Annotated in this window: 9 protein-coding genes; 4 read left to right on the plus strand and 5 right to left on the minus strand. The window is 71.0% G+C overall.

The window, feature by feature from the left end; all coding sequences use genetic code 11:
* Positions 1-307: 307 nt before the first annotated feature.
* The 3 genes from ppdK to JGS39_RS22545 all read left to right on the plus strand — a co-directional run bounded on the left by ppdK (position 308) and on the right by JGS39_RS22545 (position 5,127).
* On the plus strand, positions 308-3,019 hold the full coding sequence (ppdK, locus tag JGS39_RS22535) for a pyruvate, phosphate dikinase (RefSeq protein WP_219571187.1): 2,712 nt from the start codon (positions 308-310) through the stop codon (positions 3,017-3,019).
* 503 nt (positions 3,020-3,522) lie between these two features.
* Positions 3,523-4,539 (plus strand): ArsR/SmtB family transcription factor, encoded by a 1,017-nt coding sequence (locus tag JGS39_RS22540; RefSeq protein ID WP_306070018.1) that lies wholly within the window; start codon positions 3,523-3,525, stop codon positions 4,537-4,539.
* A 168-nt stretch (positions 4,540-4,707) separates the two neighbouring features.
* On the plus strand, positions 4,708-5,127 hold the full coding sequence (locus JGS39_RS22545; RefSeq protein WP_219571188.1) for a VOC family protein: 420 nt from the start codon (positions 4,708-4,710) through the stop codon (positions 5,125-5,127).
* A gap of 60 nt (positions 5,128-5,187) precedes the next feature.
* Here the strand turns inward: JGS39_RS22545 and JGS39_RS22550 are convergent, their stop codons facing one another.
* The 4 genes from JGS39_RS22550 to JGS39_RS22565 all read right to left on the minus strand — a co-directional run bounded on the left by JGS39_RS22550 (position 5,188) and on the right by JGS39_RS22565 (position 10,745).
* The gene (locus JGS39_RS22550) at positions 5,188-6,354 is read right to left on the minus strand and encodes an alkaline phosphatase PhoX (RefSeq protein WP_219571189.1); all 1,167 of its coding nucleotides are present in this window, start codon (positions 6,352-6,354) and stop codon (positions 5,188-5,190) included.
* 209 nt (positions 6,355-6,563) lie between these two features.
* Positions 6,564-6,935, minus strand: a complete 372-nt coding sequence (gene nirD / locus JGS39_RS22555; RefSeq protein WP_219571190.1) for a nitrite reductase small subunit NirD — start codon at positions 6,933-6,935, stop codon at positions 6,564-6,566.
* Positions 6,935-9,529, minus strand: coding sequence for a nitrite reductase large subunit NirB (gene nirB / locus JGS39_RS22560; RefSeq protein WP_219571191.1), 2,595 nt, complete (start codon positions 9,527-9,529; stop codon positions 6,935-6,937). The genes nirD and nirB overlap by 1 nt, the downstream gene beginning before the upstream one ends.
* A 1-nt stretch (position 9,530) precedes the next feature.
* Positions 9,531-10,745 (minus strand): NAD(P)/FAD-dependent oxidoreductase, encoded by a 1,215-nt coding sequence (locus JGS39_RS22565; protein WP_219571192.1) that lies wholly within the window; start codon positions 10,743-10,745, stop codon positions 9,531-9,533.
* 204 nt (positions 10,746-10,949) lie between these two features.
* Here JGS39_RS22565 and JGS39_RS22570 point away from each other — a divergent pair, with 204 nt between their 5' ends.
* Complete coding sequence (locus tag JGS39_RS22570) at positions 10,950-11,738, plus strand: sulfite exporter TauE/SafE family protein (protein ID WP_219571193.1); 789 nt, start codon at positions 10,950-10,952, stop codon at positions 11,736-11,738.
* 110 nt (positions 11,739-11,848) lie between these two features.
* Here the strand turns inward: JGS39_RS22570 and JGS39_RS22575 are convergent, their stop codons facing one another.
* A complete protein-coding gene (locus JGS39_RS22575) occupies positions 11,849-12,472 on the minus strand; it encodes a class F sortase (RefSeq protein ID WP_219571194.1) in 624 nt (207 codons plus the stop codon).
* Positions 12,473-12,617: the final 145 nt, after the last annotated feature.

Raw genomic sequence — 12,617 nt, forward strand, 5'->3', positions numbered from 1 at the left:
GAGCGTCTTTGAGGGGGGTGCACTTCTCAAATGATGGCACTGGGTGCCAAGAGGCTCTACTTTGATCGATCGATGCCTTTCTCGCGCAGCGTGATGGAGAGGGTCGGAATCGGGTGCCGTGCGTGTTCATTCATTCAAGAAGTGAATGCTTTCGCTGGATCGGGCTGGAGAGTGCTCCACTTTCGATCTGCTGGCGGACGGGTGGTTGAGGCCGCACGACGCGCAAGCGCACGTACCCAGACACCTTCGATCTGGGTATGTTCCTCGCCGTCAGGGCAGCCACCGCGTCGTCGAGGAGTCGAGACCCGTGTCGGAAAACGAAGACCTTCAGAAGTTCGTCTACGACTTCACCGAGGGCAACAAGGAACTGAAGGACCTTCTCGGCGGGAAGGGTGCGAACCTCGCCGAGATGACCAACCTCGGGCTTCCGGTTCCTCCGGGTTTCACCATCACCACCGAGGCCTGCAAGGTCTACCTGGACAGCGGCGACGAGCCGGCCGCGCTGCGCGACGAGGTGAGTGCGCACCTCGACGCCCTTGAGGCGCGGATGGGCAAGAAGCTCGGCCAGGCCGACGACCCGCTGCTGGTGTCCGTCCGCTCCGGCGCCAAGTTCTCGATGCCCGGCATGATGGACACGGTCCTCAACATCGGCCTCTCCGACGCCTCCGTCGTCGGCCTCGTCGCCCAGTCCGGCGACGAGCGGTTCGCCTGGGACTCCTACCGCCGCCTGATCCAGATGTTCGGCAAGACCGTCCTCGGGGTCGACGGCGACCTCTTCGAGGAGGCGCTGGAGGGCGCCAAGGAGGCCAAGGGCGTCACCGTCGACGTGGACCTCGACGCGGCCGACCTGAAGAAGCTGGTCAAGCAGTTCAAGAAGATCGTCACGCGGGACGCGGGGCGCGACTTCCCGCAGGACCCGCGCGAGCAGATGGACCTGGCCATAAAGGCGGTCTTCGACTCGTGGAACACCGACCGGGCCAAGCTCTACCGCCGCCAGGAGCGCATCCCCGGCGACCTCGGCACCGCGGTCAACGTCTGCTCCATGGTCTTCGGCAACCTCGGCCCCGACTCCGGTACGGGCGTCGCGTTCACCCGTGACCCCGCCAGCGGCCACCAGGGCGTGTACGGCGACTACCTGCAGAACGCGCAGGGCGAGGACGTCGTCGCGGGCATCCGCAACACCGTGCCGCTCGCCGAGCTGGAGTCCATCGACAAGAAGTCGTACGACCAGCTGATGCAGATCATGGAGACGCTGGAGACCCACTACAAGGACCTCTGCGACATCGAGTTCACCATCGAGCGCGGCCAGCTGTGGATGCTCCAGACCCGGGTCGGCAAGCGCACCGCCGGTGCCGCCTTCCGGATCGCCACCCAGCTCGTCGACCAGGGACTCATCGACGAGGCGGAGGCGCTCCAGCGCGTCAACGGCGCTCAGCTCGCGCAGCTGATGTTCCCGCGCTTCGACGACGAGGCGAAGACGGAGCGGCTGGGGCGCGGCATCGCCGCGTCGCCGGGCGCCGCGGTCGGCAAGGCCGTCTTCGACTCGTACACCGCGGTGAAGTGGTCCCGCTCCGGCGAGAAGGTCATTCTCATCCGCCGTGAGACCAACCCGGACGACCTCGACGGCATGATCGCGGCCGAGGGCATCCTGACCTCGCGCGGTGGCAAGACCTCGCACGCGGCCGTCGTCGCCCGCGGCATGGGCAAGACCTGTGTCTGCGGCGCCGAGGACCTGGAGGTCGACACCAAGCGCCGCCGGATGACGGTGGGCGGGCGGGTCATCGAGGAGGGCGACGTCGTCTCCATCGACGGCTCGACCGGCAAGGTGTACCTCGGCGAGGTGCCCGTCGTACCGTCGCCGGTCGTCGAGTACTTCGAGGGCCGGATGCACGCGGGCGCCGACGACGCCGACGAGCTGGTCGCCGCCGTGCACCGGATCATGGCGTACGCGGACCGGGTGCGCCGGCTGCGGGTGCGGGCCAACGCGGACAACGCCGAGGACGCCCTGCGGGCCCGCCGCTTCGGCGCCCAGGGCATCGGGCTGTGCCGCACCGAGCACATGTTCCTCGGCGAGCGCCGCGAGATGGTCGAGAAGCTGATCCTGGCCGACACCGACCAGGAGCGCGAGACGGCCCTGGAGCAGCTGCTGCCGCTCCAGAAGGCCGACTTCATCGAGCTCTTCGAGGCGATGGACGGGCTGCCCGTCACCGTACGGCTGCTGGACCCGCCGCTGCACGAGTTCCTGCCCGACATCACCGAGCTCTCGGTCCGGGTGGCGCTCGCGGAGTCCCGCAAGGACGCCAACGAGAACGACCTCCGGCTGCTGCAGGCCGTGCACAAGCTGCACGAGCAGAACCCGATGCTCGGTCTGCGCGGGGTCCGGCTCGGTCTGGTCATCCCCGGCCTGTTCGCCATGCAGGTGCGGGCGATCGCCGAGGCCGCAGCGGAGCGCAAGAACGCCAAGGGCGACCCGCGCGCGGAGATCATGATCCCGCTCGTCGGCACGGTCCAGGAGCTGGAGATCGTCCGCGAGGAGGCCGACCGGGTCATCGCCGAGGTCCAGGCGGCCACGGGCACGAACCTCAAGCTGAAGATCGGCACGATGATCGAGCTGCCGCGCGCCGCTCTGACCGCCGGCCAGATCGCCGAGGCCGCGGAGTTCTTCTCCTTCGGCACCAACGACCTGACGCAGACGGTGTGGGGCTTCTCCCGCGACGACGTGGAGGCCTCGTTCTTCACCGCGTACCTGGAGAAGGGCATCTTCGGGGTGTCGCCGTTCGAGACGATCGACAAGGACGGAGTCGGGTCGCTGGTGCGCAGCGCGGTCGCGGCCGGCAAGGCCACCCGTCCCGACCTGAAGCTCGGCGTCTGCGGCGAGCACGGCGGGGACCCCGAGTCGGTGCACTTCTTCCACGAGGTGGGCCTGGACTACGTCTCCTGTTCCCCCTTCCGCATTCCGGTGGCCCGCCTGGAGGCGGGCCGGGCGGCTGCGGAGTCGCGGGGCAGCGACAGCCGCTGAGGCGGCAGAGCCACTGATTCCGCCGGCTGCCGCAGGACCGGGCGACCCTCATCGGTCGGGCGGCGGCCGCGGAATTCCCTGAGGCGGCGGCACCCTGTGCGGGGGTGCCGCCGCCTTGTCATGCGCCCGGGATCCCCGTGGAATGTGAGCGCTTTCCACAATCCCTCGGGTCTCTTCATTGCTTCGTTTAATGCGCAAAGAGATGGGCCGGAACGGGACCGGGGTGCGGTCCATGGATCCCCATCCATGGACCGCACCCGGCTTACCCCCGTCGAGTGCGGAGCCGCACCGTCGCCAACCGCCGCCGAACGAGCAAAACCCCCCACGGCCTTCACTCGCTCTTCCGGTGGCTTCGGAATCGCACCCGACGTCGTACAGCCTTTCGGGTGATGGTGGGTCGGGGCGAGACGTTTCACCTCTGGCCGAAACCCCGTGGTGACGTGTAGTAACTCTTCGCATACTCTGACGCGGGGGCAATTGCAGGTGCAAGGGGTGGGGGTTCGGTGCTGCGTATCCATGTCTCCGGGTGGGACCTTTCCAAGGTGCGGATGGCCACCGGGCCGGACGCATTATGGGAGACCATTCTCAGCTTTCACCGGCTGAGGGACCGGCGGGCTTCCACGGTGTTCGGGAAATGGCGCTCGGAAGCGCGACCGCGGTTGAATGGTGAAGTACGTCTGCTGTCTGCCGTGGTTCCACCGCGCGGCTATTTCCCGGACTTCCTGACGCCTTCTCGGGAAGGCGCCGAACCGATGGACTTCACCACCGGAATGGAGGCCCTGCGCGACACTCCGCCCGAGCGGCTGCGGGCCGAACTGGCGGTGCTGGGCGCCCAGGCGGCGGCCGGTGGCCGCGGCGCGGCCCGGCAGGCGGTCCGGCCCGTGGCGCTGGACGCGCTGGGCGAGGGCCGGGCCGAGCCCCTGGGCCGGCTCATCGGCGTGCTGCGCGCCTACCACCGGGCCGCCGTCGAGCCGTACTGGCCGCACATCCAGGCCAGCGTCGAGGCCGACCGTGCCCTCCGCGGCCGCGCACTCCTGGACGGTGGCGCCGAAGAACTGCTCGCCTCGCTCCCACCGGTGATCCGCTGGCGGGCACCCGTACTGGAGGCGGACTACCCGGTCGACCGGGAACTCCACCTGGACGGCCGCGGCCTGCTCCTCCAGCCGTCGTTCTTCTGCCGCGGCACCCCGGTCGTCTACCGGGACCCGCTGCTCCCGCCGGTGCTCGTCTACCCCGTCACCCACGCCGCCGCCCCGGTGTTCGCCGAACCGGGCCCCTGGCTCGGCCGGCTGCTCGGGAACACCCGCTCGACGGTCCTGCGGGTCATAGGCGACGGCTGCACGACCAGCGAACTCGCCCGCCGGGCCGGGGTGTCCCTCGCCTCGGCCAGCCAGCACGCCTGTGTGCTGCGCGAGGCGGGCCTGGTCCACACCCTGCGCCACGGCAGCTCGGTCCTGCACACGCTCACCCCGCTGGGCGGCTCGCTGCTGCGGGGCGGCGCGCCGATCGCCGTCTCCTGAGCCTGCTCCGCCTCCGCCCCCCGTGCGCCGGGGGAGGTTTTCCGTCCGGCGCCGCGCGGGAAGGATTTTTCGTCCGGCGCCGATGAGTTCCCGGCGGGTCCGGCGTCTACCTGTCGTAAAGCGCGTTCGAGCAACGCACCGGGACACCACCGAGAGAGCGGGACGGCCATGCCTCAGATGATCTTCGTGAACCTGCCGGTCAAGGACCTGGAGACGACCAAGGGCTTTTTCGGCAAGCTGGGTTACTCCTTCAACCCCCAGTTCAGCGACGAGCACACCGCCTGTCTCGTCATCAGCGACACGATCTTCGCCATGCTCCTTGAGGAGCCGCGCTTCAAGGACTTCACCAAGAAGGAGATCACGGACGCCTCGACGCACACCGAGGTGATCCTGGCGCTGAGCGCCGAGAGCCGCGAGAAGGTGGACGAGCTGGCGGACACGGCGCTCGCCTCCGGCGGATCGCCCGCCAACGAGACCCAGGACCTCGGCTTCATGTACGGGCGTTCCTTCCAGGACCCGGACCACCACATCTGGGAGGTCATCTGGATGGACCCGGCGGCCGTGGAGGCCGGCGGCCAGCCCGCCTGATGGCGGGGGAGACAGCCGCGCGGTGCCGGTACGGGCACCGCGCGGCCGGAGCCCCGTGTGTCAGCCGCGGAACGGCCCCGTGACCTCGTACGTGATGCCGCCGGAGGAGCTTCCGCTCGTCCCGCGCTGCGAGGAGAAGTAGAGCCGGGTGCCGTCCGGGGAGAACGCCGGGCCGGTGATCTCCGAGCCGGACTGGCCGCTGATCCGCAGGAACGGGGCGACGGTGTCGTCCGGGGTGATCAGGCAGATCTCCATGTTCCCGCCGTCCTCGGCGACGTACAGGTCGCCCGAAGCGGACCGCGTGACGTTGTCGACGCCCGTGAGCGGGGCGCTGCCGCCGGTGACCAGCGAGTCGTCGTAGGCGAGCGAGATGCTGGACGCGTTCGCGTCGTACGCCCACACCCGGTTGTCGCCCTTGGTGGTGAACCAGCAGGTACCCGCCGCGTAGAAGCAGCCCTCGCCGCCGTTGAACACCTTGGCGCCGGAGACCTGGTAGCGGGTCAGGGTGGGCGAGCCGTCCGGGTCGGGGACCGTCGCCCAGGTCACCGGGCCGGAGTTGCCGGTGCCCGCCACCAGGACCTGGAGGGTGCCGGAGGACAGGTTGCCCCAGGTGGTGGGGCGGAAGCGGTAGAAGCGGCCGTCCGTCTCGTCCTCGGTGAGGTAGACGTAGCCGTGGTCCGGGTCGGCCGCCGCGGCCTCGTGCTTGAAGCGGCCCAGCGCCGGGCGCTGCACGGCGGCGTTCACGCCCCACGGGTCCGTCTCGTAGACGAACCCGCGGCTGACCTCCTCGCAGGACAGCCAGGTGTTCCACGGGGTTCGGCCGCCCGCGCAGTTGTTGTTGGTGCCGGACAGGATCCGGGAGGCGGAGGTGACGGTCCCGGAGGAGTTGAAGCGCACCGCGCTCGCCCCGCCGCCGCTGCCGGAGGACACCTCGGCGTTGGAGACGTAGATCCAGCCGCTGCCGTCTGCGAACGTGGCACCCCCGTCGGGCGCGCTGTGCCAGGCGTACGACGTACCGGGGACGGTCTGCCCCGAGCGGGCGACGATTCTGCTGGTGAAGCCGCTCGGCAGCAGGATGCCGTTGCCGTTGGCCGCCTGCAGCGCGCCGTACGGGCCGGTGGCCGGCTGGGCGGGGCCGGCGAAGGCGGCACCCCGCCACAGGGTGCCGCCGAAGGCCGCCGCCGAGCCGCCGATCACCGCTGTGCGCAAGAAGGTCCGACGTTCCACGATCACTCCACGGGTGACGTGAGGGCCCGCCGGTCCGGTCGGCCCGGCGGGTCGAACGTCAGGACAGTAGAGGGACGCAGTTGACGGAGCGTCAACAGGCGGTGAACGGAACAGGATCAGTCGGCGCGGACCGCCCCCGGCCCCGTCCCGGGCCTGTCGGAGTCCGGTCCGGGTCCGTCGGGGTCCGGTCCCGGACCGCCCCGGTCCCTTCAGTCCGCGCGGACTTCGAAGACCGGCACCGAGACCTCGTCGTCGTCCAGGCAGGCGCCCGTCGCCAGGTCGAAGCGCTGCTTCAGGAGCGGCGAGGCGACGAAGGGCTGCCCGCCCTCCGAACCGACCAGCCCGCGCGACAGGACGTACGCGCCGGTGAACGGATCGCGGTTGTCGATCGCGTACATGCGTCCCGCCCGGTCCACGAACAGCGCGACCTGCCGGCCGTCCGGGAGGAGCGCGGCGACTCCGCGGCCCGGCGTCAGCAGCGAGCGGTCGCAGACCGCGAACCAGTCGTCCCCGGCGGCGAGCCGGATGACCCCGGTGTCCTGCGCGGTCTCCATCGTCCCGTTCATCGTCTGGGTCGTCATCAGGAGGCGGTCCCTTCAAGAGTGCGGATGGCGAGAACCGGGCCCGCGAGGATGTCCAGGTCGGGCTTGACCTGGTCGCGTTCCGGGACGAACTTCACCGACGGGTCGGGTGCGTCGGGTGCGTTGACGAAGGTGACGAATCGGCGCAGCCGCTCCGGGTCGTTGATGGTCTCGGCCCACTCGTCGCGGTAGCCGCGGACGTGGTCGGCCATCAGCCGCTCCAACTCGTCGCAGAGTCCCAGCGAGTCGTGGACGACGACGTCCCGTACGTGCTCCAGGCCGCCCTCGATCCGGTCCAGCCAGGTCGAGGTGCGCTCCAGCCGGTCCGCCGTGCGGATGTAGAACATCAGGAACCGGTCGATGAGACGGACCAGTTCGGCGTCGGACATGTCCTGGGCGAGCAGGTCCGCGTGGCGCGGGGTGGCGCCGCCGTTGCCGCCCACGTACAGGTTCCAGCCGCCGGCCGTGGCGATGATCCCGAAGTCCTTGCCGCGCGCCTCGGCGCACTCGCGGGCGCATCCGGAGACCGCCGACTTCAGCTTGTGCGGGGAGCGCAGGCCCCGGTAGCGCAGCTCCAGGTCGATCGCCATCTTCACGGAGTCCTGCACGCCGTAGCGGCACCACGTCTGCCCCACACAGGACTTGACCGTCCGCAGCGACTTCCCGTACGCGTGCCCCGACTCGAAGCCCGCGTCGACCAGCCGCGCCCAGATCGGCGGCAGCTGGTCGACGCGGGCACCGAACAGGTCGATCCGCTGACCACCGGTGATCTTGGTGTAGAGGCCGAAGTCCCGGGCCACCTCACCGATCACGATCAGCTTCTCCGGGGTGATCTCACCGCCGGGGATGCGGGGCACGATCGAGTACGAACCGTTGCGCTGGAGGTTGGCCAGGAAGTGGTCGTTGGTGTCCTGGAGGGCCGCCTGCTCGCCGTCCAGGACATAGCCGCTCGCGCCGACCGTGGGCGCCAGCGAGGCGATGATCGAGCCGACCGTGGGCTTGCAGACCTCGCAGCCCTCACCCCCGCGCGCCTCCTCTCGGCCGTGCGAGTCGAGCAGCTCGGCGTACGACGTGATCTCCAGGGCGCGGACGATCTCGTACAGCTCGCTGCGGTTGTACGAGAAGCAGCCGCACAGGCCCTTGTCCTGGCTCTGTGGGAGCAGCTGGCCGATGACCTTGACGCAACTGCCGCAGCCTGTACCGGCCTTGGTGCACTTCTTCACCTCGGGCAGCGTGGTGTGCTCGCAGATCGCGCCCTTGGTGACGTTGTGGCAGGAGCAGATCACGGCCTCGTCGGGCAGCGAGGAGGGGCCGAGGGTGACCGGGCCGCCCGCGCCGGCCGGCAGGACCAGCTGCTCGGGGGCGACCGGCAGGACCGTGCCCGTCATCGGGCGCAGCGTGCCGTACTGGTCGGCGTCCCCGACGAGCACCCCGCCGAGCAGCGTGCCGTCCTGGCCGATCACCAGCTTCTTGTAGACGCCGGAGCGGGAGTCCGCGTACACGACGTCCAGGCAGCCCTCGGAGGTGCCGTGGGCGTCACCGAAGGACGCCACGTCCACACCGAGCAGCTTCAGCTTCGTCGACAGGTCGGCGCCGGTGAACGACGCCTCCTTGCCCGCGATCACCTCGGCGGCCGTCTGCGCCATCTCGTAGCCGGGCGCCACCAGGCCGTACACCCGGCCGTCGGAGGCGAGCGCGCACTCGCCGATCGCGAAGACCGCCGGGTCGGAAGTGCGGCACTCCTCGTCGACGATGATGCCGCCGCGCTGGCCGACCGCCAGTCCGCAGTCCCGGGCCAGCTGGTCGCGGGGCCTGACGCCGGCCGAGAAGACCACCAGGTCCGTGGCGAGCGACGAGCCGTCGGAGAGCGACATCCCGTTCACCGAGCCGTCGTCGCCCGCGGTGACCTCCTGGGTGCCGACGCCCGTGTGGACGGTCAGGCCCATGTTCTCGATGGTGCGCAGCAGCGCCGCGCCGCCGCCCTCGTCGACCTGTACGGGCATCAGCCGGGGCGCGAACTCCACCACGTGGGTGTCGAGTCCGAGCCCCTTCAGCGCACCCGCCGCCTCCAGGCCGAGGAGTCCGCCGCCGACGACCGCGCCGGTCGTCGCCGTCTTCGCGTACTCCTCGATCGCGAGCAGGTCCTCGATCGTGCGGTAGACGAAACAGCCCTCGGTGTCCTTGCCCGGGACGGGCGGGACGAACGGGTAGGAGCCGGTGGCCAGCACCAGCGTGTCGTAACGGAAGGTCTCGCCGGAGCGGGCGGTGACCGTGCGCGCCTCGCGGTCCAGGGACTCGGCGGGGTCACCGATCCGCAGCTCGAAGCCGTGCTGCTCCATGAAGCCCTGCTCGACGAGCGACAGGTCCTCGGGGGTCTTCCCCGAGAAGTACGAGGTCAGCTGCACCCGGTCGTAGGCGGGGCGGGGCTCCTCGCACAGGACGACGACGCGGGCGGTGCCGGCGGAGGCCGTCAGTCCGCGGTCGGCGAGGGCCTCCAGGAACCGCTGGCCGACCATTCCGTGCCCGACGACCACGATGGTCGGCACGGCTGCTGCGGTGGCGGTGTGGGCGGTCGGGAAAGTGGACACCGGCATCTCAGAAGCCTCCGTCGTTGGTGAGCAGGTGGAGCAGGGACGTTTCGGCGGGGAGCGGTGCGTCGTCCTGCCAGGTGCGGGCCAGGGTGCCGACCGCGGCGAGATCACCGAGCAGCACACCGCCCGCCAGCCGGTCGCCGCGGACGACGACCGTGCGGTACGCGCCCCGGGTGGCGTCCGTCAGCCGGATCACGTCGTCGCCCGGCAGCGGCCGGGAGTCGCCGAACGCGGCGAGATCGAGCGATGCCGTACCGGGATCGGCCGGGCCGTTGAGCGTCAGCCGGGTCAGGGCCCGGGTACCTTCGTAACGCGCCGGCCGGCCCGCCAGGACCTCGGTGAGCACATCGGCCTGCTCCAGCGCCGGGCCCGCGAGCCCGTACACGGTGGAGCGGTGCTCGGCGCAGTCGCCCACGGCGTGGATGTACGGATCGGAGGTGCGCAGCTCGTCGTCGACGACGACGCCCTTGCGGACCTCCAGACCGGCCGCCTGCGCGAGGCCCGTCCGGGGACGCACCCCGCAGGCCAGCACGGTGATCTCGGCCGCCAGCTCGTAACCGTCGGCGAGCTCCACGGCCCGGACCGCACCGCCGGCGCAGCGCAGCCCGCGGACCCGGCACTCGGTGTGCACCTCGACGCCGAGGGACTCCAGATGGCTCCGGAGCAGGCCGGCCGACTCCGCGTCCAGCTGCCGCTCCATGAGGTGCTCGCCCTGGTGGGCCAGCACCACCTGGGCGCCGCACTCGGCCAGCGCCCGGGCCGCCGACACACCCAGGAGGCCGCCGCCGATGACGACCGCGCTCACCCCCGGCCGCACCGAGGCGCGCAGCGCCATGCAGTCGTCGAGGGTGCGGAAGGCGTGCACCCCGTCCGGCATCGTGTTCCCGAGCCCGCGCAGCGGCGGCAGTACCGGGTTGGACCCGGTCGCCAGCACCAGCCGCCCGTAGCGCACGACGCTTCCGTCGTCGCAGTGCACCAGCCGGTCGTCCCGGTCGATCCGCACCACCCGCACCCCGCGCCTGACCTCGGCCGGGGGAAGGGCGATCACGTCCGCCGGATAGCGCCCGGCCAGCACCTCGGCCAGCAGCACCCGGTTGTAGGGGGCGTGCGACTCCTCGCCGATGACGGTGACATCGGGCACCCGGGCGGCCAGGCGTGCGCCCGCCATCCCGGCGCCGATCACCACCACCCGCGCCGTGTTCTCCGTCCGTGTCCTCATGACAGGAAGCGTGACCGGAGGGTGTTACCCGTCCGGATCCCCCCTGTTTCCCGGGAGGAACCTTGCGCTCAGCGTCCGCGGAACGTGCCTGTGAGGGCCGCCGACGGCCCCTGGGCCCTTCGTCGACAGGGCCCACCTCAGAAGTGGCTCAAGAATTCCGGGACGGTTGGACGGGGCACGTACCTTCTCCTTAAAGTCGCGATCATGCCTGACATCACCCTGACCACCCTCGTCGTGCTCTGCCTCGCCGCAGCCGCGGCCGGCTGGATCGACGCCGTGGTCGGGGGCGGCGGACTCCTCCTGCTGCCCGCGCTGCTGCTCGGACTGCCGCATGTCCCGGCCGCCCAGATCCTCGGCACGAACAAGGCCGTCGCGATCGTCGGCACCTCGGGCGCCGCCGTCACCTACGCGCGCAAGGCGCCCGTGAAGGTCGGCACAGCGCTGCGGATCGGGCTGGCGGCGCTCGCCGGATCGATGACCGGTGCCTTCTTCGCCGCCGGGATCAGCAGCGAGGTGCTGCGCCCGGTGATCATGGTGGTGCTGGTGGCCGTCGCCGCGTTCGTCATGCTGCGGCCCCAGTTCGGCCGGTCCGCCGAGGACGGCACGGCGCCCGAGGTCACCCGGGCCCGCACCGTCACCGCGATCGTCCTGGTGGGCGGCGGCATCGGCCTGTACGACGGGCTGTTCGGACCGGGCACCGGCACCTTCCTCGTACTGGCGCTCACCGCGGTGCTCCACCTCGACCTGGTGACGGCCTCCGCCACCGCCAAGATCGTCAACGTCTGCACCAACGGCGGGGCCCTGGCGATGTTCGCGTACCAGGGCAACGTGATGTGGCAGCTGGCCGCGCTGATGGCGGTGTTCAACCTGGCGGGCGGCCTGTTCGGGGCGCGGATGGCGCTGCGCAAGGGCAGCGAGTTCGTCCGCGGGGTCCTGCTGGTGGTGGTCTTCTCGCTGGTCGCGAAGCTTGCCTTCGACCAGTGGCAGGCCTGACGGTACGGCCGATGGCACGCCTGACGGGACGGGGCCGGGTCCGGACTCGCGCCTGACAGTAGCGGGCCGGGTCCGGCCTCAGCGCACGCCGGTACGGGCCGGGTCCGGCCTCAGCGCACGCCGGTGAGATGGGCGTACGCCACCACGTTGCCCTCGTAGCCGGTCGCGGGGGAGAACCCGCCGCCGCAGGTGATCAGGCGCAGCGAGGCGTGCTGCGAGGCCCCGTACACCCGCCGGTCGGGGAAGTCCTCGTTCTCGTACACCTCGATCGCGTCGACCGAGAAGACGGCGGTGCGGCCGTCCTGGCGGAGCACTTCGACGGTGCTGCCCTTCTTCATCGACCCCAGGTCGTAGAAGACGGACGGGCCCCGGGCGTTGTCGACGTGACCGGCGACGATCGCGGTGCCCTTGGCGCCGGGCGGCGGGCCGTCCTCGTACCAGCCGACGATGTCCGTGTTCTCGGCCGGCGGTACGTCGAGGCTGCCGTCCGGTCCGAGTCCGAGCCGCATCATCGGGGCGTCCACCCGGATGCCCGGAATCGTGATGCGGACGGGCGCGGAGGGCCGCAGCGGGTCGGCGACCGGTGATCCGGGCAGCAGCCCGGGACCGGCGGCGAAGGCATCGGCGGAGGCCGGGGCCGGCGGGGTCAGCTGTGTGTCGGCGCCGTTCCGGACCAGCCAGAGGCCGGCCAGCGCCGCGACGACGAGCAGCCAGCCCTTGGCCTTCTGGGACACGGTCGTCCTCCGGGTGAGAGAGAAGGGTCCCGTCCCGGTGGCGCGGGGCCACCGGGACGGAAACCGGGCGGTACGGAGAGGTGGAACCTCCGTCAGCTGCCGTCCTGCGTGCCGCTCGCCCGGCGACGCAGGACGGCAGCTGACG

Origin of the sequence: Streptomyces poriferorum, from assembly GCF_019399235.1 — a bacterium.
Lineage (GTDB): Bacteria > Actinomycetota > Actinomycetes > Streptomycetales > Streptomycetaceae > Streptomyces > Streptomyces poriferorum.